This is a genomic window from Micromonospora sp. WMMD708, assembly GCF_049315245.1.
In the GTDB taxonomy this organism is placed as follows: Bacteria; Actinomycetota; Actinomycetes; order Mycobacteriales; family Micromonosporaceae; genus Micromonospora; species Micromonospora wenchangensis.
Genome location: NZ_CP186060.1, coordinates 3,622,882 through 3,646,472 on the forward strand (window position 1 = coordinate 3,622,882; position 23,591 = coordinate 3,646,472).

General features: G+C 73.2%; 19 protein-coding genes. 9 read left to right on the forward strand and 10 right to left on the reverse strand.

The window, feature by feature from the left end; genetic code table 11:
• The first annotated feature begins 149 nt into the window (after positions 1-149).
• Positions 150-1,790 carry a cellulose-binding domain-containing protein gene (locus ACN260_RS16065; protein WP_422751881.1) on the forward strand — a complete coding sequence of 547 codons (1,641 nt, stop codon included), beginning with the start codon at positions 150-152 and terminating at the stop codon, positions 1,788-1,790.
• Positions 1,791-1,853: 63 nt separating this feature from the next.
• On the opposite strand, the gene ACN260_RS16070 is transcribed toward ACN260_RS16065, so the two are convergent.
• Positions 1,854-2,111: a hypothetical protein gene (locus tag ACN260_RS16070; protein ID WP_422751882.1), complete on the reverse strand. Its 258-nt coding sequence runs from the start codon at positions 2,109-2,111 to the stop codon at positions 1,854-1,856.
• Between the two features lie 4 nt (positions 2,112-2,115).
• Positions 2,116-2,967 carry a helix-turn-helix domain-containing protein gene (locus ACN260_RS16075; protein ID WP_422751883.1) on the reverse strand — a complete coding sequence of 284 codons (852 nt, stop codon included), beginning with the start codon at positions 2,965-2,967 and terminating at the stop codon, positions 2,116-2,118.
• 321 nt (positions 2,968-3,288) lie between these two features.
• Between ACN260_RS16075 and ACN260_RS16080 the strand changes: the two genes are divergently transcribed.
• Together ACN260_RS16080 and ACN260_RS16085 are read left to right on the forward strand one after the other, a co-directional pair.
• Positions 3,289-3,522 carry a winged helix-turn-helix domain-containing protein gene (locus tag ACN260_RS16080; RefSeq protein WP_204924555.1) on the forward strand — a complete coding sequence of 78 codons (234 nt, stop codon included), beginning with the start codon at positions 3,289-3,291 and terminating at the stop codon, positions 3,520-3,522.
• Positions 3,519-3,755 carry a GntR family transcriptional regulator gene (locus tag ACN260_RS16085; protein ID WP_204924556.1) on the forward strand — a complete coding sequence of 79 codons (237 nt, stop codon included), beginning with the start codon at positions 3,519-3,521 and terminating at the stop codon, positions 3,753-3,755. The genes ACN260_RS16080 and ACN260_RS16085 overlap by 4 nt, the downstream gene beginning before the upstream one ends.
• Before the next feature lie 290 nt (positions 3,756-4,045).
• Here ACN260_RS16085 and treZ read toward each other — a convergent pair whose 3' ends face one another.
• From treZ to glgX, 3 genes are read right to left on the reverse strand one after another with little or no spacing between them, the layout of a single operon-like run.
• A complete protein-coding gene (gene treZ / locus ACN260_RS16090; protein WP_422751884.1) occupies positions 4,046-5,779 on the reverse strand; it encodes a malto-oligosyltrehalose trehalohydrolase in 1,734 nt (577 codons plus the stop codon).
• Complete coding sequence (gene treY / locus ACN260_RS16095) at positions 5,776-8,118, reverse strand: malto-oligosyltrehalose synthase (RefSeq protein WP_422751885.1); 2,343 nt, start codon at positions 8,116-8,118, stop codon at positions 5,776-5,778. Before treY ends, treZ begins: the two co-directional genes overlap by 4 nt.
• A 1-nt stretch (position 8,119) precedes the next feature.
• The gene (gene glgX / locus ACN260_RS16100; RefSeq protein WP_422751886.1) at positions 8,120-10,240 is read right to left on the reverse strand and encodes a glycogen debranching protein GlgX; all 2,121 of its coding nucleotides are present in this window, start codon (positions 10,238-10,240) and stop codon (positions 8,120-8,122) included.
• Positions 10,241-10,563: 323 nt separating this feature from the next.
• On the opposite strand from glgX, the gene ACN260_RS16105 reads away from it, so the two are divergent.
• Positions 10,564-11,970 (forward strand): glycosyltransferase family 4 protein, encoded by a 1,407-nt coding sequence (locus tag ACN260_RS16105; RefSeq protein ID WP_422751887.1) that lies wholly within the window; start codon positions 10,564-10,566, stop codon positions 11,968-11,970.
• A 70-nt stretch (positions 11,971-12,040) separates the two neighbouring features.
• Here ACN260_RS16105 and ACN260_RS16110 read toward each other — a convergent pair whose 3' ends face one another.
• The 4 genes from ACN260_RS16110 to ACN260_RS16125 all read right to left on the reverse strand — a co-directional run bounded on the left by ACN260_RS16110 (position 12,041) and on the right by ACN260_RS16125 (position 17,286).
• The gene (locus ACN260_RS16110) at positions 12,041-13,324 is read right to left on the reverse strand and encodes a citrate synthase (protein WP_422751888.1); all 1,284 of its coding nucleotides are present in this window, start codon (positions 13,322-13,324) and stop codon (positions 12,041-12,043) included.
• Between the two features lie 215 nt (positions 13,325-13,539).
• Positions 13,540-15,603: a sulfatase-like hydrolase/transferase gene (locus ACN260_RS16115; RefSeq protein ID WP_422751889.1), complete on the reverse strand. Its 2,064-nt coding sequence runs from the start codon at positions 15,601-15,603 to the stop codon at positions 13,540-13,542.
• Positions 15,596-17,014 carry a class I SAM-dependent methyltransferase gene (locus ACN260_RS16120; RefSeq protein WP_422751890.1) on the reverse strand — a complete coding sequence of 473 codons (1,419 nt, stop codon included), beginning with the start codon at positions 17,012-17,014 and terminating at the stop codon, positions 15,596-15,598. Before ACN260_RS16120 ends, ACN260_RS16115 begins: the two co-directional genes overlap by 8 nt.
• 14 nt (positions 17,015-17,028) lie before the next feature.
• Positions 17,029-17,286, reverse strand: a complete 258-nt coding sequence (locus tag ACN260_RS16125) for a hypothetical protein (RefSeq protein ID WP_422756883.1) — start codon at positions 17,284-17,286, stop codon at positions 17,029-17,031.
• Positions 17,287-17,475: 189 nt separating this feature from the next.
• On the opposite strand from ACN260_RS16125, the gene ACN260_RS16130 reads away from it, so the two are divergent.
• Positions 17,476-17,874: a VOC family protein gene (locus ACN260_RS16130; RefSeq protein WP_422751891.1), complete on the forward strand. Its 399-nt coding sequence runs from the start codon at positions 17,476-17,478 to the stop codon at positions 17,872-17,874.
• 425 nt (positions 17,875-18,299) lie between these two features.
• Here ACN260_RS16130 and ACN260_RS16135 read toward each other — a convergent pair whose 3' ends face one another.
• Entirely contained in the window at positions 18,300-18,989 is a 690-nt protein-coding gene (locus tag ACN260_RS16135; RefSeq protein ID WP_422751892.1) for a helix-turn-helix domain-containing protein, read from the reverse strand.
• A gap of 229 nt (positions 18,990-19,218) precedes the next feature.
• Between ACN260_RS16135 and ACN260_RS16140 the strand changes: the two genes are divergently transcribed.
• From ACN260_RS16140 to ACN260_RS16155, 4 genes are read left to right on the forward strand one after another with little or no spacing between them, the layout of a single operon-like run.
• Positions 19,219-20,196, forward strand: coding sequence for an asparaginase (locus ACN260_RS16140; RefSeq protein WP_422751893.1), 978 nt, complete (start codon positions 19,219-19,221; stop codon positions 20,194-20,196).
• Positions 20,193-21,224, forward strand: a complete 1,032-nt coding sequence (locus tag ACN260_RS16145) for a quinone oxidoreductase family protein (protein ID WP_422751894.1) — start codon at positions 20,193-20,195, stop codon at positions 21,222-21,224. The genes ACN260_RS16140 and ACN260_RS16145 overlap by 4 nt, the downstream gene beginning before the upstream one ends.
• On the forward strand, positions 21,221-22,657 hold the full coding sequence (locus ACN260_RS16150; RefSeq protein ID WP_422751895.1) for an MmgE/PrpD family protein: 1,437 nt from the start codon (positions 21,221-21,223) through the stop codon (positions 22,655-22,657). The genes ACN260_RS16145 and ACN260_RS16150 overlap by 4 nt, the downstream gene beginning before the upstream one ends.
• Positions 22,651-23,589 carry a polysaccharide deacetylase family protein gene (locus ACN260_RS16155; RefSeq protein WP_088645263.1) on the forward strand — a complete coding sequence of 313 codons (939 nt, stop codon included), beginning with the start codon at positions 22,651-22,653 and terminating at the stop codon, positions 23,587-23,589. Before ACN260_RS16150 ends, ACN260_RS16155 begins: the two co-directional genes overlap by 7 nt.
• The last annotated feature ends 2 nt before the right edge of the window (positions 23,590-23,591 follow it).

The following is a 23,591-nucleotide window of genomic DNA, read 5'->3' on the forward strand; positions in this document are numbered from 1 at the left end:
CCTCGCGTCCGACGATCCGGGCTGGTCCGGCGCGAGTGGTCCCTCCCGTGACGGGCCTGAAGGGCGGGCCCGCCCGCCCCGCCCCCGCCGGGCACCGGTGCCGCCGATCCTGCGCGCGGGCTCCCTCACCACATCCACAGGAGAGAACCATGATCCTTCGCCAGCGCCGTACGGCGTGGTGGATCTCCGCGGTCGCCGCGACGGCGCTCGCCACGGCCGGCGCGGTGGTCACCGCGAACGCGGCCCAGGCCGCCGCCGGCTGCCGGGTCGACTACACGGTGGCCAGCCAGTGGTCCGGCGGCTTCACCGCGAGCGTCACCCTCACCAACCTCGGCGACCCGATCAGCTCCTGGGCGGCCACCTGGTCGTTCACCGCCGGGCAGCGCGTCGACCAGGGTTGGAACGCCACGTTCAGCCAGAGTGGCAGCACCGTCAGCGCGGCGAACGCCGACTACAACGGCGCCGTCGGCACCAACGGTACGGTCACGTTCGGCTTCAATGGCACCTGGACCGGCAGCAACCCGACCCCGACGGGCTTCGCGGTCAACGGGGTGGCCTGCGGCGGCCCCACCGCGCCTCCGACCACCGCGCCCCCGACCACGGCACCGCCCACCACCCCACCCCCGACCACCCCACCACCGACCACCCCGCCGCCCACCACGCCCCCGCCGACCACCCCGCCACCCACGACCCCGCCGCCGGGCGGCAGCACCCTGTACGTGGCGACCAACGGCAGCGCCGGCGCGGCCGGCACCCAGGCGAACCCGACCACCCTCGCCTCCGCCGTCACCCGCATCCCCGCCGGCGGGACGATCTACGTGCGGGCCGGAACCTACCAGCTCGCGCAGACCGTCACCATCGAGCCGGGCAACAACGGCACCGCCAACGCCCGCAAGAAGCTGTTCGCCTACCCGGGTGAGAGGCCGGTGCTGAACTTCTCGGCGATGAGCGAGGACCCGGCCAACCGGGGGCTCGCCCTCAACGGGTCGTACTGGCACGTCCAGGGCCTGATCGTGGAGCGGGCCGGCGACAACGGCATCTTCGTCGGCGGCAGCAACAACATCATCGAGCGCACGGTGACCCGGTTCAACCGCGACAGCGGGCTACAGCTCTCCCGGATCGCCTCCAGCACCCCCCGCGACCAGTGGCCGGCGAACAACCTGGTGCTCAGCGCCGAGTCACACGACAACGCCGACTCCGACGGTGAGGACGCCGACGGCTTCGCCGCGAAGCTCACCGTCGGCACCGGCAACGTCTTCCGGTACGCGGTGTCCCACAACAACATCGACGACGGGTGGGACCTCTACACCAAAACCGACACCGGCCCGATCGGCCCGGTGACCATCGAGGACTCCCTGGCCTACAACAACGGCACGCTCAGCAACGGCACCCAGAACGGCAACGGTGACCGCAACGGCTACAAGCTCGGCGGCGAGGACATCGGGGTCAACCACATCGTCCGGCGCAACATCGCCTTCCGCAACGGCAAGCACGGTTTCACCTACAACCGCAACCTCGGCACCATGACCGTCTCGAACAACCTCGGCATCGACAACACCGAGCGCAACTTCTCGTTCGACGGCGGCAGCTCGGTGTTCCGGAACAACACCTCGTGCCGTAGCGGCAGCGGGTCCAACGACAAGATCGTCGGCAACAGCGACAGCTCCAACCAGTTCTGGAACGGCAGCAACGGCTCCCGCTGCGCGTCGTACACCGGGGCCATCGGGTGGTCCTTCGCCGCCGACGGACGGCTCGTGGTGACCCTCGGCGGCCGGCAGGTCACCCTGTAACCGCCGGTATCCGTCGGGTGGCCCGGCCGGTCGGACCGGCCGGGCCACCCACAGGCAGCCCGGTCACCGGGTGGTGAGGCCGACCAGCGTGGCCAGTCGCGCGACGCCGGCCGTCGTCGGCCGCCCCCGGGCCAGCTCGGCGATCACCGTACGGCCCACCGGCCGGCACCGCACCTCGGCCGGCGCGATGCCGTCCGCGTCGATCAGCACCCGACCGGCCCCGAACAGGTCGCCGACCTGGAGGTACGCCCGCGCGGCGTCGACCAGGTAGGCGGCGCGGTACTCGGCCGGCAGGCGCCGCCAACCCTCCCGACGGACCACCTGTTCATGCCGGTGGACCGCCTCGTCGGCGATCGTCGCCGGCCCCGACCCGGACGGCGATACCGGCAGCCAGGTCAATCAACTCGTCGGCCCGACGGGGGTCACCGTGCTCGGCGGCGGCCAGTGCGGCCTCGATCAGCAACGTTCCGCAGAGGGCCTGCCGCACCGGCGGGGCGTCGCGTACCGGCCTCGGGGCGACCCGGCGCGCAGCCGCCACCGTCACCGCGAGCGCCAGCCGCCCACGGCCCAGCGCGCGCAGCGCCTGCCCCACCGCCACCGCCGCCGTCCCCGCCAGTGCCGGATCGTCACCGGCCACGGCGACCGCCCGGTCGGCGGCCAACCACCCGAGGTCGGCCTCACCGAGTTTCACCAGCACCGACGAGGAGAGCCGGTACGTCCGCACCAGCAGTTCCGCCGCCCCCTCGGGCACTGTCGCGTGCCGGCTGCGGGCGGCGTCGAGCAACCCCGGCAGTGCCCGCACCACCTGTGCGTAGTGGGCGTGCTGGTAGGTCAACCAGGCGTGCGCGACGTGCCGTTCCAGTTCCGCCGACGACACCGCCGCCGCAGTGGGGTCGTAGCGGGCGAGGGCGGCGCGCAGCCCGTCCACCCCATCCAGCGCGCCGGTGCGATCTGACGACGGCAGCTGGGTGCCGAGCAGGAGCGCCGGATCGATCCGCAGCACCTCGGCGATCTCCTGGATCACCGAGTACCGGTCCAGCGTGCGGACCCCCCGTTCGACCTTGTCCACCCAACTCTTCGACTTGCCGAGCCGGTCGGCGAAGACCTGTTGGCTCATCCGACGGCGCACCCGCCAGCGCGCCACCCGTCGCCCGACCGGAAGGTCGTCACCGCCCACGCCGCCACCGCCGATCCGACACGGCACGCGTCGTGTCCGCCACGGGTATCCGCTCCGCCTCGGCCTGCGCGAGCAGTCGACGCCGGGCCGCATCCCGCTCAGCCGCATCGATCTGCTCGCCGCGATCCGCCCGGCTGGCGTCTTCCCCACTCGAACCCGCCGAACGCTGATACCACTTCCACCGGGGCATACCACTCCCTCGCGCAGGTTTACGGAGACTCACCCAGGGTAATCCATCCTGTCCTACCTGTACAGCCTGTTCTATACGGGTTGCCCGTACTTGACGCTCATGATCGGGCTGGCTATCCATAAGGTCCGCGCATGGTTGACGAGATGTCTCCGGTGGCGTTCTACGTTCAGCTCGCAGACCTCCTCACCAAGGAGATCGACGCGGGCAGACTCAAGCCCCGCCAGCCGCTTCCCAGCGAAAGTCACCTTCAACAGGAGTACGGCGTCAGCAGGGGGACCGTACGGGCCGCCATCAGGCTGTTGCGCGACCGAGGACTGGTGGTGACCTTTACCGGTCGTGGCACCTACGTCGTCGATCGCTCGTGAACGGCTACGTCCCGACCTTCCGGGTGGTCATCAACGACATCCGGAAGTCGATCGCCTCGGGGCAGCTGAAGGAGGGAGACAAGCTCCCCTCACTGCCTGAACTCGCCCAGCAGTACGACTGCTCCATCGGCACGGTGCGCCGGGCGATCGAGCATCTCCAGATCACCGGGGAGCTTCAGGGGCGACAAGGCAAGGGCACATACGTGACCGGCAAGCTGTTCGAAGGGTCCTGAGCGGACCGTCTAGGTTGCGGTGCTCGTCGCCCAGCGTGGGTCGGGCCCGGGGAGTACATGTTTGCACTCGGGCTTATGACACACAGGCATAAATATGCCTGACAGGAATACCCCTCCCACCCGTATTACGGTCCGCCGCGCCCGTCACCCAGCGTGACGACCGGTCGCCGGACAGGCCCCGGCGCTCCCCGCCGCCGCAGCGGCAGCGGCCCGTCGCGAGGCCGGCCCGGACACCAGGCCGAACACCACGCGCGCCCGACACGGGACCGGGCCGCAAAACCGCCACTGCCTCAGAGCGCCACGATCGCCGCCGTCTCCGCCGGCAACTCCACCCGGTCGCGCATCACGGTGACGCCCTCCCCGGTGGTGAGCAACACCCGACGGGCCACCCCGGGCAGGGTGACCCGCTGCGGCCGGCCGGCGAGGTTCGCCACCACCAGGCACCCGCCCCGGCGGACCACCAGGAACTGGTCGCCGTGGCGCACCTCCATCCGGTGCAGACGGGGGTCGGACAGGTCGGCCCGGCTCTTGCGCAGCGCGATCAGCCGCCGGTAGAACTCGTACATCTCGCGGTGTTCGGGTTTGTCCAGCTCGGCCCAGTCGAGCCGGGACCGCAGGAAGGTCTGCGGATCCTGCGGGTCGGGCACCTCACCGGGCGGCCAACCGTGCGCGGCGAACTCCCGCCGCCGGCCGGTGGCCACCGCCGCCGCCAGCTCCGGCTCGGGGTGGCTGGTGAAGAACTGCCACGGGGTGCTCGCCGCCCACTCCTCCCCCATGAACAGCATCGGGGTGAACGGCGCGGTCAGCAGCAGCATCGCCCCGACCCGCAGCAGCGCGGGCGACAACCCGGCGGAGATCCGGTCGCCGGTGGCACGGTTGCCGACCTGGTCATGATTTTGCAGGTAGGCCACGAACCGGTGGCCGGGGACGGTGTGCCGGTCCACCGGGCGGCCGTGGGTGCGGTTGCGGAAGCTGGACCAGGTGCCGGCGTGGAAGAACGCCCCGGTCAGCACGTCGGTCAGGCACTCCAGCGAGCCGAAGTCGCCGTAGTAGCCCTGCCGTTCCCCGGTGAGCAGGGTGTGCAGGGCGTGGTGGGCGTCGTCGTTCCACTGCGCGTGCAGGCCGTACCCGCCGGCCTCCCGGGCGGTGATCAGCCGGGGGTCGTTGAGGTCGGACTCGGCGATCAGCGACAGTGGCCGGCCCAGGTGGGTGGCGAGCGACTCCACCTCGACCGCCATCTGTTCCAGCAGGTGGGTGGCCCGGGAGTCGGGCATCGCGTGCACGGCGTCGAGCCGCAGGCCGTCGACGTGGTAGTCGCGCAGCCACATCAGCACCGAGTCGATGATGTAGCGGCGTACCCCGTCGGAGTGCGGGCCGTCCAGGTTGACCGTGCGACCCCACGGGTTGCTCTGCTCGCTCAGGTAGGGCGCGAAGCTCGGCGCGTAGGCCCCGGAGGGCCCGAAATGGTTGTAGACGACGTCGAGGATCACCCCCAGGCCCTTGGCGTGGGCGGCGTCGACGAGCCGTTTCAGCCCGTCCGGCCCGCCGTAGGGTTCGTGCGGGGCGAACCAGCACACCCCGTCGTAGCCCCAGTTGTGCTCGCCGTTGAAGGCGTTGACCGGGAGCAGCTCGATCAGGTCGACGCCGAGGTCGACCAGGTGGTCGAGGCGGTCGATCGCCGCGTCGAAGGTGCCCTGGGGGGTGAACGTGCCGATGTGCAGCTCGTAGAGGATGCTGCCGGGCAGTTGCCGGCCGGTCCAGCCCTGGTCGGTCCAGTCGAAGGCGGCGTGGTCGTAGCGTCGGCTCGGCCCGTGCACCCCGGCCGGCTGCCACGCCGAGCGCGGGTCGGGCAGCGGGGTGTCCTCGTCGTCCAGCAGGAACGCGTAGTCGGTGCCGGGGCCGGCATCGGGCACCTCGACCCGCCACCACCCGTCCGGCCCGGCCCGCATGTCGTGGTCGGCGACGCCGGGCAGGCGCAGCCGGAGCCGGGCGACGTCGGGCGCCCAGACGGTGAACTCGGTCATGCGGCAGCCTCCACGGGGTCGGTGGGAGCCAGCAGGGCGGTGGGCGCGAGCAGAGCCACCGGATAGATGTTCAGCAGATCATGAAGGAGCAGCTCAGACCCACTGTAGACCTGTCCGGTGAACACGTCCGTAACACTGTTGCCGGGCAGCGACAGGCGGGTGTCGCGCCAGCCGCCGTCGCGGGCCAACCCCACCGGCAGCCGGGTGGCCACCGCGACCGCCCCACCCCGGTCGAAGGCGACCACGTGCGCGGCGGCCGGGCCGTGCGCGGCCACCGGCCGGTAGCCGGCGAACAGCTCCGGGTGGTCGCGGCGCAGCCGCAGCGTGCGGGAGACCACCAGCAGCTTGGCCGCGCCGTCGGCGGCCACCGCCGGCTGCCAGCCGGCGTCGAGCCGGGCCAGCAGCTCCCGGCGTACGGCGAAGTCGACCGGGCGGCGGTTGTCCGGGTCGACCAGGGAGTTCTCCCACAACTCGGTGCCCTGGTAGGTGTCGGGCACCCCGGGCATGGCGAGCTGCACCAGCTTCTGTCCGAGCGCGTTGGACCAGCCGGCCGGGGTGATCCGGTCGGCGAAGGCGGTGATCTCGGCGTGCAGTTGCGGGTCGTCGTACATCCGGTCGACCAGGGCGTGCAGGTCGCGTTCGAAGGCCGGGTCGGGGTCGGCCCAGCTCGTCGAGACCGACGCCTCCCGGGCCGCCTTCTCCACGTACGCGTGCAGCCGCTCCCGCTCGATCGGCCAGGCACCCACGGCGGTCTGCCACACCAGGTGGGCGAAGGCCGGATCGGCCAGCGGCGTCCGGGCCGTCCAGTCGCCCACCTGCTCCGCCCAGCGGGCCGGCAGTTCGGCGAGTACGGCGAGCCGGGCCCGGACGTCCTCACCGCGCTTGGTGTCGTGGGTCGACAGCGTGGTCATGCTCGCCGGCCAACGGACCTGCCGGGCGGCGGCGAACCGGTGGAACTCCGCCGGGGGCACCCCGAAGTGGGCCGGTGAGCCGCCGACCTCGTTCAGCGCGACGAACCGGCTCCACCGGTAGTAGGCGGTGTCCTCCACCCCCTTGGCCATCACCGCGCCGGTGAGCTGCGGAAACCGGGCGGCCAGCTCGTGCTCGGGACGCCGCAGCAGGGCGGTCACCGCGTCGAGGGTGGCGGTGAGGTCGGGTCGGCGGCGACCCGCCTCGGCGCGGGCGGCGGCCAGGTGCCGGGCCCCGTGCGGCGGGTAGCCCCGGTAGACCGGGAAGCAGGCGGCCAGCTCCGCCACGGCCGCCCGGGTGGCGTCGGGGTCGAGGTCCGGGGCGAGGGCGGCGAGCCGGCCCAACTCGGCGGCGAGCAGCCGGGTGGCGGCTTCCAGCTTGGTGGCGTGGGTGAGGTCCTGCCAGGAGGTGTGCCGGCCGGTGAGCCGGGCGTCGAGGGCGGTGAAGTCGCCCTCGGCGCGCCCGTCGACGAACAGCCCGCAGACCGCGGCCAGCGCGTCGTAGCCGGTGGTGCCGTCGACCGGCCAGTCCGGCAGCTCCTCGCCGTACTCCAGGATCTTCTCCACCACCAGCCAGGCGTGCGGGGCGGCGGCGCGCAACCGGGCCAGGTAGCCGGCCGGGTCGCGCAGGCCGTCGGGGTGGTCGACCCGGATGCCGTCGACCTCGCCGGCGGCCACCCAGCGCAGCACCTCGGCGTGGGTGGCGTCGAAGACCGCCGGGTCCTCCACCCGCAGCCCGGCCAGGTCGGACACGGCGAAGAACCGGCGGTACGTCAGCTCGGTGTCGCCGCGCCGCCAGGAGACCAGCTCGTAGTGCTGCCGGTCGTGCACCTCGCGGGGGCTGCCCTCGCCGGTGCCGTCGGCGACCGGGAACCGGTGCTCGTGGTAGCGCAGCTCCCCGTCGACCAGCTTGAGGTCGTCGACGGCGTCGGGGCTGTCGGCGAGCACCGGCAGCAGCAGCCGGCCCCGATCCCAGTCGATGTCGAACCAGTCGGCGTACGCCGACGCCCGGCCCCGGCGCAGCACGTCCCACCAGGCCGGGTTCGCCGCCGGCTGGGCGACCCCGGCGTGGTTGGGCACGATGTCGACGACCAGGCCCAGCCCGACCGCCCGCAACGCCCGGACCAGCCGCTGCCGGCCGGCCTCCCCGCCCAGCTCCGGGTTGGCGGCGCGGTGGTCGACCACGTCGTAGCCGTGCGCGGAGCCGGGGGCGGCGGTGAGCAGTGGCGCGGTGTAGAGGTGGGTGACGCCCAGGTCGGCGAGCCAGTCGGCCAACGCGGCGGTGGTGTCGAGGTCGAACCCGGGTCGGACCTGGACGCGGTAGGTCGACCCGACCGTCGCCGTCGAGTCGGGTCGGGGCTGTGCGGGCATGTCAGACCGTCCTCTCCAGGACCACCAGGGAACGGTCCGGCACGCAGACCGCGCCGCCCGCCTCGACCACCGTCGGCTTCTCCGGTTGCGGTTCCGCGGTGCTGATGACCAGCTCCCAGCGCTGGCCGAACTCCGCGCCGGGCAGGGTGAAGTCCAGCGGCGCGTCGTGGGCGTTGAAACAGAGCACGAACGAGGAGTCACGGTGCCGCTGACCGTACTGGCCGCGTTCGGGGATGCCGTCGCCGTTGACGAACAGGGCCACCGAACGGCCGAAGTCGTTGCCCCAGTCCTCGCCGGTCATCTCCCGGCCGTCGGGGGTGTACCAGGCCAGATCCGGCAGCCCCGCCTCGGCGTTGCGGCCCCCCACCGGCAGGCCGGTGAAGAACCGGCGGCGGCGGAACACCTGGTGCCGGTTGCGGAAGTCGGTGAGCCGCCGGACGAAGTCGAGCAGCTCGTCGTCGGCGTGCTCCCAGTCCACCCAGGCCAGCTCGCTGTCCTGGCAGTAGGCGTTGTTGTTGCCGCGTTGGGTGCGGCCCAGCTCGTCGCCGTGGCCGAGCATCGGCACGCCCTGGGAGAGCATCAGGGTGGCCAGGAAGTTGCGCCGTTGCCGGGCCCGTAGCGCGGTGACGCCGGGGTCGTCGGTCTCCCCCTCGACGCCGCAGTTCCAGGACCGGTTGTGGCCCTCGCCGTCGCGGTTCTCCTCGCCGTTGGCCTCGTTGTGCTTGTCGTTGTACGACACCAGGTCGTTGAGGGTGAACCCGTCGTGGCAGGTGACGAAGTTGATGCTGTGGAAGGGGCGGCGGCCGTCGTCCTGGTATAGGTCCGCCGAGCCGGAGATACGGGAGGCGAACTCGGCCAGGGTGGCCGGCTCGCCGCGCCAGAAGTCCCGCACCGTGTCGCGGTACTTGCCGTTCCACTCCGTCCACAGGGGAGGGAAGTTGCCGACCTGGTAGCCGCCGGGGCCGACGTCCCACGGCTCGGCAATCAGCTTCACCTGGCTGACCACCGGGTCCTGCTGCACCACCTCGAAGAAGGTGGACAGCCGGTCGACCTCGTAGAACTCGCGGGCCAGGGTGGCGGCGAGGTCGAAGCGGAACCCGTCGACGTGCATCTCGGTGACCCAGTACCGCAGCGAATCCATGATCAGTTGAAGGGAGTGCGGGCTGCGCACGTTGAGGCTGTTGCCGGTGCCGGTGTAGTCGACGAAGTAGCGTCGGTCCTCTTCGGACAGCCGGTAGTAGCTGGGGGCGTCGACACCCTTGAAGCTCAGCGTCGGGCCCAGGTGGTTGCCCTCGGCGGTGTGGTTGTAGACCACGTCGAGGATGACCTCGATGCCGGCGGCGTGCAGCGCCTTGACCATGCCCCGGAACTCCTGCACCTGCTGGCCGAGGCGGCCCAGCGCCGAGTAGCCGTGGTGCGGGGCGAAGAAGCCGATGCTGTTGTAGCCCCAGTAGTTGCGCAGGCCCAGGTCGGCCAGCCGGTGGTCGTGCACGAACTCGTGCACCGGCATCAGCTCGATCGCGGTCACCCCGAGCTGCCGGAAGTAGTCGATCATCACCGGGGAGGCGATCGCCGCGTAGGTGCCGCGCAGTTCCTCCGGGATGTCGGGGTGGCGCATGGTCAGCCCGCGCACGTGCGCCTCATAGATCACCGAATGGTGGTACGGGGTGCGCGGCGGCCGGTCGTTGCCCCAGTCGAAGTACGGGTTCACCACCACCGACTTGGGCATGAACGGGGCCGAGTCGGTCTGCGACATCCGGTCCGGATCGCCGCCCAGTTCGTAGTCGTAGACCGCCGGGTCCCAGGTGACCTCCCCGTCGACCGCCTTGGCGTACGGGTCGAGCAGCAGCTTGTGCGGGTTGCAGCGTCGCCCCTCGGCCGGGTTCCACGGCCCGTGCACCCGGAAGCCGTAGCGCTGGCCGGGTTCGACGCCGGGGATGTAGGCGTGCCAGACGTAGGCGTCGACCTCGCGCAACTCCACCCGGCGCTCGGTGCCGATGTCCCACTCGTCGAACAGGCAGAGCTCGATCTTCTCCGCCACCTCGGAGAAGATCGCGAAGTTGGTGCCCATCCCGTCGTAGGTGGCGCCGAGGGGGTATCTCTCACCCGGCCAGACCTGCATGTCGCTCCTTAGGCCCATGATCATGAGCACACCGGCCGGGTCGGGAGACCGCCGGTGCGCACGCCGCTAATGCCCCGCGGCCGGTCCGGCCAACCCACCCGTTCGGACGACGCCCGACATCCGCCCGTCCGAGGGGTCACGCACCGTCGGGTGTCGTCCGTCACGATAGGCCCTTTCGAGATGCGCCGGGCCGCGTGATGCCCTTTGCTTGACGCGGACGCGCCCGCGCGGGTGGGTCCACCCTCGGCCACGGCCATCCCACCACCATCCCTTCCGCCGTCATCGTTGCCGGCGCGACCCTGTGTGCACGGACGGAGATCGATGTGACCACCCTGCGGGTCGACGACCAGTTCGCGACCGCTGTGGACCGGAACTGCCGGCCCACCCCCACCTCCCGGCCGACGGTCCCCCAGCAGGGCGGCGGCTCCGGCGTGCCCCCGCGCACCCGGCGCATCCTGATGCTGTCCTGGGAGTACCCGCCGGTGCTGGTGGGCGGGCTCGGCCGGCACGTGCACGCCCTGTCGGTGGCGCTGGCCGCCGCCGGGCACGAGGTCACCGTGGTCACCCGGCACACCGACGGCGCGCCGCTGGAGGAGTACGCCGACGGGGTGCGGATCATCCGGGCGGCCGAGGACCCGGTGACCTTCCCGCTGGCCACCGACTCGTTGCTGGCCTGGACGATGGCGTTCAACCACACCCTGACCCGGGCCGCGCTGCGGGCCACCGAGTCCGGCACGTACGACGTGATCCACGCCCACGACTGGCTCGTCGCGCACACCGCCATGACGCTGCGCGCCCACCTGGACGTGCCGTTGGTCAGCACCATCCACGCCACCGAGGCCGGCCGGCACCAGGGCTGGCTGCCGGGCGAGATGAACCGCACCATCCACGGGGTGGAGCAGTGGCTGGCCGCCGAGTCCGGCCGGGTGATCGTCTGCTCCGGGTACATGCGCGACGAGGTCAACGCGCTGTTCGACGTGTCGATCGGCCGGGTCGACGTGGTGCCCAACGGGGTCGAGCCGCACCGGTGGAAGGTGCCGGCCTCGGCGGTCACCTCGGCCCGCGCCCGGTTCGCCGGGGACGGGCCGCTGGTCACCTTCGCCGGCCGGCTGGTCTACGAGAAGGGCGTCCAGCACCTGCTCGCCGGCCTGCCCCGGCTGCGCGAGCGGCACCCCGGCCTGCGCGCCGTGATCGTCGGTGACGGGCCGTACCGGGCAGAGCTGGAGGCCGAGGTGCACCGGCTCGGGCTGGGCGGCACGGTCGCCATGCCGGGCTTCCTCGGCGGCACCGACCTGCCGGCCGTGATGGCCGCCTCGGACTGCTTCGCGGTGCCCAGCATCTACGAGCCGTTCGGGATGGTCGCCCTGGAGGGGGCCGCGGCCGGCGCGCCGCTCGCGGTCGCCGAGACCGGTGGGCTGGCCGAGATCGTCGAGCCGGGGGTGACCGGGGTGACCTTCGCCCCGGAGGACCCGGCCGACCTCACCGAGGCCGTGCACGACCTGCTGTCCGACCGGGAACGCGCCCGGGTGCTCGCCCGCCGGGCCCGCGCCATGGTCCACGAGCAGTACGGCTGGTCGGCGATCGCCGCGCGCACCGCGACGGCGTACGCGTCGGCGATCGCCGGGGATGCCGCGTTCACGGCGCAGCGTGCCGAGCAGCGGATGGCCACCGGCCGGGTCACCGCCCCGATCCCGGCGGGCAACCTGCTCGTCGCCGCCGGCCTGCGCTGAGCCCGCAACGGCCACGACGAAGGCCGCCGACCCCCGTGCGGGGTCGGCGGCCTTCGCGTGAACGGGTCGGTCAGCGCTGCGCGATCGCGGTGAACTCCCGCTCCGGGGCTCCGGTGTAGACCTGCCGGGGCCGGCCGATCTTCGTCTCCGGGTCGCTGATCATCTCGCGCCACTGGGCGATCCAGCCGGGCAGCCGGCCGAGCGCGAACAGCACCGTGAACATCTTGGTGGGGAAGCCCATGGCCTTGTAGATCAGGCCGGTGTAGAAGTCCACGTTCGGGTAGAGCCGGCGGGACACGAAGAAGTCGTCGGCGAGCGCGATCTCCTCCAGCTGCATGGCCAGGTCCAGCAGCGGGTCCGGCTTGGCCATCCGGTTGAGCACGTCCTGGGCGGCCTGCTTGACGATGGCGGCCCGCGGGTCGTAGTTCTTGTAGACCCGGTGGCCGAAGCCCATCAGCTTGACGCCGTCCTGCTTGTCCTTGACCTTGCGGACGAAGGACGCGACGTCGCCGCCGTCGGCGTCGATCTTCTCCAGCATCTCCAGCACGGCCTGGTTCGCCCCGCCGTGCAGCGGACCGAACAGGGCGTTCACCCCGGCCGAGACCGAGGCGAAGAGGTTGGCGTTGCTGGAGCCGACCAGCCGGACGGTGGAGGTCGAGCAGTTCTGCTCGTGGTCGGCGTGCAGGACGAACAGCATGTCCAGCACCCGGGCCACCACCGGGTCGACCTCGTACGGCTCGGCGGGCACGCCGAAGGTCATCCGCAGGAAGTTGTCCACGTAGCCCAGCGAGTTGTCCGGGTACAGCAACGGCTGACCGATGGACTTCTTGTAGGCGTACGAGGCGATGGTGGGGACCTTCGCCATCAGCCGGACCGTCGACATCTCCACGTGCTCGGAGTCGAACGGGTCCAGGCTGTCCTGGTAGAAGGTGGAGATGGCGCTGACCGCCGAGGACAGCACGGCCATCGGATGGGCGTCCCGGGGGAAGCCGTCGAAGAACCGGCGCATCTCCTCGTGCAGCAGGGAGTGCCGCCGGATCCGCTCGCTGAACTCGCCCAGCTGCTGCTGGGTCGGCAGCTCACCGTAGATGAGCAGGTACGAGACCTCCAGGAAGGAGGACTTCTCGGCCAGCTGGTCGATCGGGTAACCGCGGTACCTCAGGATGCCCGCGTCACCGTCGATGTAGGTGATCGCGGAAGAGCAGGAGGCGGTGTTCACGAAACCGGGGTCGTATGTTGTCATTCCGGTTTCCTTGAGCAACTTGCTGACCCCGATGCCCGCAGGGCCCTCGACCGCGCCCTGCACCGGCATCGAAAGCTGCCCACCGGGGTGGTCGAGCTTGACTTCCGTCATGTGGTTCCTCGCTTCGCCGGCGAATCTTCGTTGAATTGCCTTCGCTTTTACCGTAATCGCGGTCGCGGGGATACCGCCCGCCGTGGTTCTGCGGTGAGGTATGCGTCACCCGTTTCCCGACCCGGCGGCGCGGAAACCCGTACCGGCGCGGGCCGGTCACCCGCGAGCGGACGCCGGGAACGGCACGGTGTAAAGCGGCGAAAGCCGACGAAGGCTCAGGAAAGGGTCAACCGGCGCAGTGTGTCGCCGGGGTCCACCCGGTAGATGTCCAACCGGTTCGCGCCGGCCCGGAACAGATGGTCGTCGGGGAGGAACGCCGCGAACCGGCGACCCCCCTTGTCCGGGGGCACCACGGGGACGACCGCGCCGATCCGGCCGTTGACCGCGACGGCGAGCAGCGTGCCGTCCGGCACCTCCCGGGGCACGGTGCCCCAGACCAGGGCCGGCAACTCCCCCGCCGCCGGGTCGACGTGGTCGAACGCGCCCAGGTGCGCCACCGAGGCGGTGCCACCCGACGACGGCCTCTCCCCCACCGTCGTACCGACCAGCGGGTGGGGGGCGGGCGGCACGGGTCGGGCGGGCACCCCGCCGGGAAGGACCACCCGCTCACCGGGCCGGTCGTAGAAGTACTTCTCGGTCCGCTCCCGGGGCGGCTGCTGCGCCGAGCGCCCGTCGAGCCGCCACGGGACCCGCACGTTCACCTCGTCGGCGATGGTGGGCAACAGGTCGACGTGCTCCCAGTTGCGGTCGTCGACCCGGCCGGCGCGCTGGCCGGGCTCCTTGACGAACAGCGGCACCCAGGCCACCTCGCCGGGGGCGTGCTCGATGGCACCCATCCCCCGCCCCTGCCAGTCCGGGGTGAAACTCACCCCGTGGTCGGCGGTGAGCACGACCAGTGACCTGTCGTACAGGCCGGAGGCGCGCAGGGTGCGCAGCGTCTCGCCGACCAGCCGGTCGGTGTACCGCAACTGGGCCAGGTGCCGGGTCCGGGCCAGTTCCGCCCAACCCGCGCCGTCGTTGGGCAGGTCGTCCGGTGCGTCGTAACGCGCCCCGGACGGCAGGAACACCCACGGCGCGTGCGGCATCAGCAGGTGCAGGAAGTGCAGGGTCGGCCGGTCGGCCGGGCGCAGCCCGGCCAGGAACGCGGTGAACCGGGCCGGCTGGTTGTCGTTCAGGCTGTCCCAACGGAACTTCGGGTCGGCCGGGACCGGTTCGGCGGCGTCCAGACCCACCTCGGCGGCGGTCTGCTCCCGGTACGACTCCTGCGGGTCGATGCGGCTGTCCACCGGGGCGGCGATCCGGCCCAGCAGCGCTCCGCTCTCCCGCACCAGCACGCCGAGCCCCTGCTCGGGGGCGACCGGCTGGTCACAGCGGCTGGGTGGGCAGAGCCGGGTGATGCTCTCCTGCGCGCGGATGTCGTACAGGCCGCCGAGCGCGGTGAAGAGGTTGTCCGGGTACTGCGAGTAGTGCGGGGCGGACGGGGCGGACGGGTACCGTCCGGTCAACATCGCCGGCAGCGCGTACGGCGTCCACCCGCTGACCCCGGTGGCGTTGCGGTACCAGGTCGACCCGCCGGCCAGCTCGGCGAAGTTCGGGTAGCGGGTCGCGTCGATCCGCCCGTCCGGGCCGAGCAGCGACACCAGCGGCAACTCGTCGAGGACGATCATGACGACCGGCGGGTGGGAGCCCGGCCCGGCCACCCCGTCGACGCCCGCGTGCGCGCGGGGCAGCACCACCGCCGAGGCCGGCGAGGCGAACAGGAACAACCCGACGAAGACCAGCGGCCCGAGGGCCGCCACCCGCAACACCCGGCCGAGCACCGACCAGCGCCGGTACGCCACCGCCCCACCGGCCCCGACCAGCGCCGCCACCACCAGCAGCGGTACGCCCCGCAGCGGCGTCGCCTGCCGGCCCACCTGCACCGCCAACGCGGCCAGCAGCAGCCCGAGGGCCACCGTGTGGGCACCCGCCCGGACCCGGACGCCGGCCAGCCGGGTCGCCGTCCCGAGCAGCACCACCACCGCACCGGGCACCAGCGCGACCACCGCCACCAGCGCGAGCACGTCCCCGCTGGTGGCCCGGTGGAACAGGAAGAAGTCGGGGCTGCGCCCGAGCACGTCGAGCAGGGGCTGGGTGACCACCAGTCCGACCAGGGCCAGCACCTCGTACGCCCGGCGCAGCTCCACCCGCCAGCCGGCCGGGGCGGGCGTGCCGTCCGGCACCGGCGGCGCGGTGGACGCCGGCCGGACCGCGGTGCCGGTCGGAGCAGGCTCAGCCATCCACCACCGCCTGGTAGAGCGTCCGGGTGCCGCAGGGCAGTTCCTGCTGTCGTTCGACGCGGCAGCGGGCGGCGAGCAGCCGGGCGAACTCGTCGCGGTGGTAGTCGGGGAAGAGACCGGCCGGCTTGTTCGCCAACAGCCGCCGCGCCATCGGATCCTGCGGGTGGACGAACTCCACCACCAGCCGTCCGCCGGGCCGGACGTAACCGGCCAGTTGCCCGACCACCTCGGCCAGCGGCACGTTACGGCCGATCGCCAGGTGGTGCACCACGGCGAGGGCGAGCACCACGTCGGCGTGGGCCCGGTCGGCGAACCCGGCCCGTTCGACGCCCCGCCAGCCGCCGCCGGGCGACGGGTCGGCGAGGTCCATCACCAACGGCAGGATGCGCCGGTCGCCCTCGGCCCGCAGCGCCCGGTAGAGGGCGTCCACCACGGCCGGGTCCTGCTCGACGGCGACCACCTGGGCGGCGTGCCGGGCGGCGATCCGCGCGTACCGGCCGTCGTTGGCGCCGAGGTCGAGCACCAGACCGGCGGCGACGTCCGCCACCGCCGCCTCGACGAAGCTCTCCTTGGCCGCCCGGTCCGCCGTGGTGTAGCCGCAGGTGCGCTGGTAGTCGACCCAGTGGCCGCCGTCGACCCGGCGGTCCAGCCGGCGCACCAACCGCGCCAACCGGCGTACGGTGGCCAGCGCCAGGTCACGGGAGTAGCCGGCGTCGCGCAGTTGGGCGGCGACGGCGCTGCTGCTGGCCCCGGCGTGCCGGGCCTGCATCGCGCCGTGCAGGTGAACATGGGTCGGCACCCCGGGCAGCAGTCGGCGGACGCCCCGGAACAGCGGGCGCATCTGGTCGGCCTCGATGCCGTCGACCCGGGCCCGCAGCCAGGGTTGGAAGTTCACGCCGAGGTGGGCCTGCAGCAGCAGCGGGTAGAGCAGGGTCTGGCAGAACTGCCGGTAGCCGGCCCACGGCTCGCCCTCGGTCAGCGGCGCGAACGAGCCGACGTCGATGAAGACCGGGGTGGCCCCGCGCCACTGGAGGTTGTAGGCCGAGCCGTCCTTGGTGGTGAACCCCGCTTCGAGGGCCCGGCGCAGGATCTCCAGGTGCAGCAGGGCGGCGTCGCGCAGCATGCCGAACGACCACTCGTAGGGGTGCGACACGAACGGGATGCGCTCGTGTCGCAGCACCGTCGTCCACCCGGTGTCCGGCAGCGTCGCCGGGTCGACCGGGGCGGTGCCGCAGACCTTGCCCTCGGCGAGCAGAGCGGCGAAGAACCCGCTGCCGGCGAGCGCCTGCCAGTCGGCGGCACCCTGCGGGCCGAGGCCACGCAGCACCTGGTCGCCCAGGTGGAAGACCCGGTTGGCGGGGTCGCGGAAGGAGCCGGGTTCCGGCCGGATGCGCAGGTCGGCGGCGGTCATCGGTACGCCCCCGGTCAGTTGCCGGCCGGCTGGCGCGGCTGCCGGTCGACCCGGGCCGCCTCGGCGGGTGCCGTGGCGGGCTGGCCGGCCGCGGTGGTTTCGGGCTGGCCGGACACGGGAGCCTCGGCGGGCTCGGCGGACCCGCGCCGGAACCGGGCCGCCACCCGCCGCCAGTAGAGCTTCGCGGCGACCGCTGCGCCCGCTGTTCCGCCGACCACCGCCTGCACGATCAGGCTGCCGGATCCCGCGTCCAGGTAGGCCAGGTGCATCATCGGCCCGCTCCCTTCCTTCGCCGTCATGGACCGCCGACGGGTACGCCAGTTGAGGCATTTACACCTTAAGGGCGGTTTACTCCCCTGACACGGTACGTCGTCCGGTCCCGCCACGAGGGGGACATGGTCTCCTCGGCCCGGTCCGTTCCGTTCAAGACCCCGCGGTGGCGTCGGACCTACCCTGGCCACATGACGCCCCGCTTCGACCTCATCGGCACCGCGGTCAACGACATGGCCCGCACCCTGGACTTCTACCGCCGGCTCGGGCTGGACATCCCCGCCGCGGCGGACCACGAGGACCACGTCGAGGTCACCCTGCCCGGTGGGTTGCGACTGGCCTGGGACACCGTGACGATGCTGCGCGGCTTCCACCCCGACTGGACGCCGCCCAGCGGCAGCCCGCGCGCCAGCCTCGCCTTCCTGTGCGCCGACCCGGCCGAGGTGGACCGGTACTGGACAGCGCTCACCGAGGCGGGCTTCCACGGCGAGGTCGCCCCGTGGGACGCGTTCTGGGGTCAGCGGTACGCCATCCTGCACGACCCTGACGGCAACGGAGTGGACCTCTTCGCCCCCCTCGACGCGGGCTGACCCACCGGCCGCCCTTCCCGGGTGGAGACCTGGCCGGGTGTGCCGCGCAGTGGACGCGTCAGGCGCGGAGGGTGACGGCCGACCGGGCCCGGGACGGGTGCGTCAGGATCAGGAGCCGGTGGTGGGTGCGAGTCCTTTCGATCTGATGACGCCAGCGATTCACCGCGACGTGGACCGGCTGATGACGCCAGCGATTCACCGCGACGTGGACCGGGCCGGTCCGGGCAGGCTCCCGGCCGCCCGGGTCGGCGGGTGATGCGTTGACGCCATCAGGTCGAAAGGGCCCGCACCGCACAACCACACCCCCTCGCCGCGCCCATCGTGACGGGCACCGGGTGGGGTGGACCGCTGGGCGCAGCACGCGGGCCCCCGCGCTCCCGGCACCCGGCCGCAGGAACCCGGCCGGGGTGGGGTGACGTGGGTGCTCAGCGGGCGAGCAGGGTGGTCGGTGGGACGCCGGCCAGGTCCCGGACATCGCGGGTGAGGTGCGCCTGGTCGGCGTAACCCGCGAGGGCGGCCACCTCGGCCAGTCCGACGCCGCGACGGGCCAGCGCCAGGGCGCGGTGCAGCCGCAGGATCCGGGCGAGGGTCTTGGGACCGTACCCGAAGAGGGACCGGCTGCGCCGGTGCAGGGCACGCGGGCCCAGGCCGATCTCGGCGGCGGTCGCGGTGACCGTGGCGCCGGCGGCGAGCAGCGCGGCCACCCGGGGGCCGAGCGGGTCGACGCCGCCGGACCGGGCGAGCCGGTCGGCCGCGACCACGGCCAGGGCGGCGGCGGTGGGCGCGGTGCCGAGCTGCTCGGCGAGCCGGACGGCGGCACGCCCCCAGAGGGCGTCGAGGGGGACCCGGAGGTCCCGCAGTTCGTCGGCGGGAACGCCGAAGACGGCCGGGCCCACCCCGGGCGGCAGCCGGACGCCGCGCCACCGCTCCCCCGGCACCGACACGCTGAGCTGCGCCGTGCGGTCCGGGCCGGCGACCAGCAGGCCCGCCCGGCTGGACCAGAGCAGGTCGAGACAGCCGTCGGGCAGCACCCGGGTCGGTGGGGCGTCCGGGCGGCTCTCGCTCGCCCAGAGCACCGCGCCGTCGATCACCCCGGCGGGCCGTTCCCGGTACACGACCCCAGCCTGCCACGCCGTCGGCCTATCACCGCGACCCGACGCCGGCGTCCCGGGGAACCGGACGGCGACGGACACCGCAACAGGCACGACATCAGCGCGTCATCGCCCCGGCCACCAATCCATAACTTCTACGGGTTCACGTTCTCGCAGCTCTTGTGCAGGACGAACGTTTGTGCAACCGTCATCACCTCGACTGAGCAATCGTTTGCGCAAGGGGGTGTGGCTGGTGCGGATCGCGGTTCTGGCAACCGGTGGGACGATCGCGTCGCGGTGGGACCCCGACGAGGGCCTGGCCGTGACCGACTCCGTCACGGACCTGCTGAAGAACGTCCCCGGCACGACCGACGCGGAGATCCACGGCTTCGACCTGTCCTGCCGGCCGAGCTTCACGCTCTCCCTGGACGACATGCTGACCACCGTCCGGGCGGTACGGGCCAAACTCGACGACGGATTCTCCGGCGTGGTCGTCACCCACGGCACCGACACGCTGGAGGAGGCCGCCTACCTGACCGGGCAGTTCACCGGCCCCGACGCCCGGGTCGTGCTGACCGGGGCCCAGCGCGGCGCCGACGAGCCCGACTCCGACGCCGGGCGCAACCTCGCCGACGCGATCCGGGTGGTCACCGCGCCCCAGCCGCTCGGTGCGGCGACGGTCATGGGCGGTGTCGCGTACGCCGCGGTGGAGAGCCGCAAGGTGCACACCTCGGCGGTGTCGGCGTTCTCCGGCGGCACCGCCGGCGTGCTGGCCCTGGTCGACCCGGACGGCGTGCTGCGGGTCTCCACCGCCGCCCGGGGCGGGCACTACGCGCACCTGCCGGTCCCCGCCCGACTGCCCCGGGTGGACCTGGTCAAGCTCGTCGCGGGCGCGGACGGCACCCACCTGCGCGCGTCGCTGCACGCCGGGGCCGCCGGCATCGTGGTCGAGGCGTTCGGCGCGGGCAACGCCCCACCCGCGGTCGCCGAGGCCATCGCGGAGGCCCGCCGGCGCGGCGTACCCGTGGTCATCACGAGCCGGACCGGGGCGGGCCGGGTCCGCCCGCTCTACGCCGGTGGCGGGGCGACCCTCGCCCGCGCCGGCGTGCTCTTCGCCGGTGACCTCACCGGCACCCAGGCCCGGGTCGCGTTGGCCCTCGCCCTGGCCGTCGAAGAACCCGGCGCCGTGCCGGAAGCCCTACGCACCATGGTGGAAGGACGTCGCGCGTGAAGACCCAAGCAGTGACCATGAACGGGTACGGCGGCCCCGAGACGCTCACCCTCACCGAGGTCGACCTGCCCGAACCCGGCCCCGACGAGGTCCTGCTGCGGGTGCTCGCGGTCGCCGTCAACCACCTCGACGCCGACCTGCGCAGCGGGGTGTCCCGGATGCCGCTGCGGCTGCCGCACGTGCTCGGCCGCGAGGTCGTCGGGGTAGTGGAACGCCTCGGCTCCCGGGTCACCGGACGGACCCCGGGCGACCGCGTGCTGGTGCTGCCCAACACGCCCTGCGAGAGCTGCCCCCGCTGCCTGACCGGACGGGCCAACCTCTGCCCGAACGCCGACATGCCCGGCATCACCAGGTGGGGCGGGTACGCCCGGCACGCGGTGGCCCCGGCGCGCGGCCTGCTGGACATCGGCGACCTCGACCCGGTGGTCGCCGCCGCCGCCCCGATCTCCTTCGGCACCGCCTGGCGCACCCTGTACTCCATCGGCCGGCTCGCCCCCGGCGAGTGGGTCCTCGCCCCGGGGGCCGCCGGTGGGCTCGGGCACGCGGTGGTCCAGCTCGCCAAGCTCGGCGGCGCCCGGGTGGTCGGCCTCATCGGCGACCCGGCGAAGGCCGACTTCGTCGCCTCGCTCGGCGCGGACGCGGTGCTGAGCACCCGCGACCCCGACTGGGCGGCCGAGGCCCGGAAGGTCACCGGCGGCGCGGGTTTCGACGTGATCGTCGAACACATCGGCGGCGACGTCTTCGAGGCCGCGCTGGGCACCCTCGCCCCCACCGGCCGGCTGATCGTCGGCGGCGGCCACGCCGGGGAGCACCCGCACCTCGACCTCATCGAGACCTTCCGCAACGAGTACGAACTGCGCGGTTCGCGCAGCCAGCGTCCCGACGAGATCGCCCGGGTGCTGGGCCTGGTCGCGGCGGGACAGCTCACCCCCCGGGTCGACGCGGTCCTGTCGCTCGCCGACGCCGGCCGGGCCCACCAGGCGCTCGCCGACCGGCGGGTGCTCGGCAAGCAGGTGATCACGCCGTGACCGGACACCGGCGGGGGGATGCCTGCGGTGACGTGCTGGCCACGCTCGTCGCCGGTGCCGTCGAGGCCGCCGACACGCTGCTGGCCACCGGCACCGGACAGGTGCTGGTGCGGCAGGTGGCGGCCCGGCTGACCGCCAACGCCGTCGCGGCCCGCGGGCACCTGCCCGCCGGGCTGGACACCGTCGGTGACCCGGACGGCCCGTGCACCCTGCTGGCCGCGCCGGGCGGGACGGACCAGCCGGCGCGGGCCGCCGCGGTGACGGCGGCGGCGATCACCGTCAGCCAGTGCGACGAGGGGCTGCGCGAATCCCGGGGACACCCGGGGCTGCACGCGTACGCCGCCGCCCTGGCCGCCGCCGAGGTCGACGACCGCAGCCTGCGGGTGTTCCTGCGGGCGCTGGCGGTCGGCTGGGAGGTGGGCGCCCGGCTCGGGCTGCTGCTGGGCGCGCCCCGCCCCGGGGTGCACCCGCACGGCGGGTGGGGCACCGGTGCCGCCGCAGCCGCCGCCGGGGTCGTCGCCGGTCAGGACGCCGCCGCGTTGACCGACACGGTGAACCTGGCGCTGACCGTGGCGCTGGCCGGGCCGGAGGCCGACACCCGGCGGGGCAACGCCGCCCACTACCTGCTGCCCGCCCTCGGCACCGCCAACGGGCTGACCGTCGCCCGGCTCGCCGACGCCGGGTTCCCGGCCACCGGCCCGGCACTGCCCCACCTCGGCCGGACCGTCCACCAGGGCGGCACCGACCGGCCGGTGGACGCCGCGCTGCTGCCCCGACCGCTGCTGCCCGACGTCTACTTCAAGCCGGTCGGGGTGTGCGCGCACACCCTGACCGCCTGGACGGTGGCCCGCGCGATGGCCCGGGACCTACCGGCCGACGAGGTGGCGGCGGTGACCGTGCACACCTACGCGGGGGCGGCCCTGCTCGCCGGGCGGCGTCCGGTCGGCCGGCTGGCCCGCCAGTTCAGCATCCCGTGGGTGGTGGCCTGTGCATTGCTCGGCACCGACCCGGGCGCCCCGGACGGGCCGGCGGACGACCGACGGGCCCGCGCCGCCCGGCTCGCCGAGCGGGTGAGCGTACGCCACGACCCGGGGCTCGACCCGGGGTATCCGGCGGGCCGGCCGGCGGTGGTGGAGGTGACGACCCACGGCGGGTCCCGGCTGACCGGGCGGGCCCGGTTCCACCACGGCGACCGGGAGGACCCGATGACGGCCGACGACCTGGCCGCCGTCGACGCCGCGCTGCTGCGTACCCCGGGGGTGCCGGGCGGGGCGGCCGAGCTGCTGCACGGGCTGGCCCGCGCGCCCGGGGCGACCCGACTGCGAGACCTCACCGCGCTGGTGCGCGGCGGGGCACCGAATCCGAACGGCGGTCCGCCGCCGGTTCCCGCTGGGGCCGGCCCCTCCGGCAGAAAGGACACGACGACATGGTGATCAGAGTCGAACCCGGCACCGAGCGGGACTTCATCGGCTACGGCGGGGACCTGCCCCGCGTCGAGTGGCCCGGTGGCGCCCGGGTGGCGGTGAGCCTGTGCCTCAACTACGAGGAGGGCGCCGAACACAGCCTCCTCGACGGCGACAGCGTCAACGAGTGGGTCGGCGAGATCTCGTACACGCCGACCAGCGCCGAGCACCGGGACCTGTCCCAGGAGTCGGTCTACGAGTACGGCAGCCGGGCCGGGGCGTGGCGGCTGCTGCGGCTGTTCGACCGGACGCAGACCCCGGTGACCGTGTACGGCTGCGCCGAGGCGCTGGCCCGCAACCGGCCGCTGACCAGGGCGTTCGTCGACGCCGGGCACGAGATCTGCTCGCACGGCCTGCGCTGGCGGGAGCCGTCGGGGATGACCGAGGACGAGGAACGCGCCGAGATCCGGCAGGCGGTGGCGACGATCACCGAGCTGTGCGGGGAGCGCCCGGTCGGCTGGTACTCCCGGTACGCCCCGTCGGACCGCACCCGGCGGCTGCTGGTCGAGGAGGGCGGCTTCCGGTACGACTCCAACGCCTACAACGACGACCTGCCGTACTGGGTGCAGGTGGCGGGGCAGCGGCACCTGGTGGTGCCGTACACGCACACGTACAACGACGGCCGGTTCGCCTTCAGCCCCGGCTACGGCAACCCGACCGACTTCTTCGAGAACTGCCGGCGGGGCATCGAGTACCTGTGGGAGGAGGGCGAGACCTCCCCCAAGATGATCTCGATCGGGCTGCACGCCCGGCTGATCGGCCAGGCCGGGCGGGCCTCCGCGCTGCGTGACCTCATCGCCTGGGCGCAGGACCTGCCCGGCGTCTGGTTCGCCCGGCGGCGCGACATCGCCGACTGGTGGCACCACAACTACTCCGACCTGCCGGCCCACGGAGGGCAGTGACC

Bases quoted from the DNA above. Each gene is read 5' to 3' on its own strand.
- ACN260_RS16110 (WP_422751888.1), bottom strand. From the start codon at position 13,324: ATGACGGAAGTCAAGCTCGACCACCCCGGTGGGCAGCTTTCGATGCCG.
- ACN260_RS16120 (WP_422751890.1), bottom strand. From the start codon at position 17,014: ATGACCGCCGCCGACCTGCGCATCCGGCCGGAACCCGGCTCCTTCCGC.
- ACN260_RS16115 (WP_422751889.1), bottom strand. From the start codon at position 15,603: ATGGCTGAGCCTGCTCCGACCGGCACCGCGGTCCGGCCGGCGTCCACC.
- ACN260_RS16155 (WP_088645263.1), top strand. From the start codon at position 22,651: ATGGTGATCAGAGTCGAACCCGGCACCGAGCGGGACTTCATCGGCTAC.
- treY (WP_422751885.1), bottom strand. From the start codon at position 8,118: ATGCCCGCACAGCCCCGACCCGACTCGACGGCGACGGTCGGGTCGACC.
- ACN260_RS16130 (WP_422751891.1), top strand. From the start codon at position 17,476: ATGACGCCCCGCTTCGACCTCATCGGCACCGCGGTCAACGACATGGCC.
- treZ (WP_422751884.1), bottom strand. From the start codon at position 5,779: ATGACCGAGTTCACCGTCTGGGCGCCCGACGTCGCCCGGCTCCGGCTG.
- glgX (WP_422751886.1), bottom strand. From the start codon at position 10,240: ATGCAGGTCTGGCCGGGTGAGAGATACCCCCTCGGCGCCACCTACGAC.
- ACN260_RS16065 (WP_422751881.1), top strand. From the start codon at position 150: ATGATCCTTCGCCAGCGCCGTACGGCGTGGTGGATCTCCGCGGTCGCC.
- ACN260_RS16080 (WP_204924555.1), top strand. From the start codon at position 3,289: ATGGTTGACGAGATGTCTCCGGTGGCGTTCTACGTTCAGCTCGCAGAC.
- ACN260_RS16125 (WP_422756883.1), bottom strand. From the start codon at position 17,286: ATGATGCACCTGGCCTACCTGGACGCGGGATCCGGCAGCCTGATCGTG.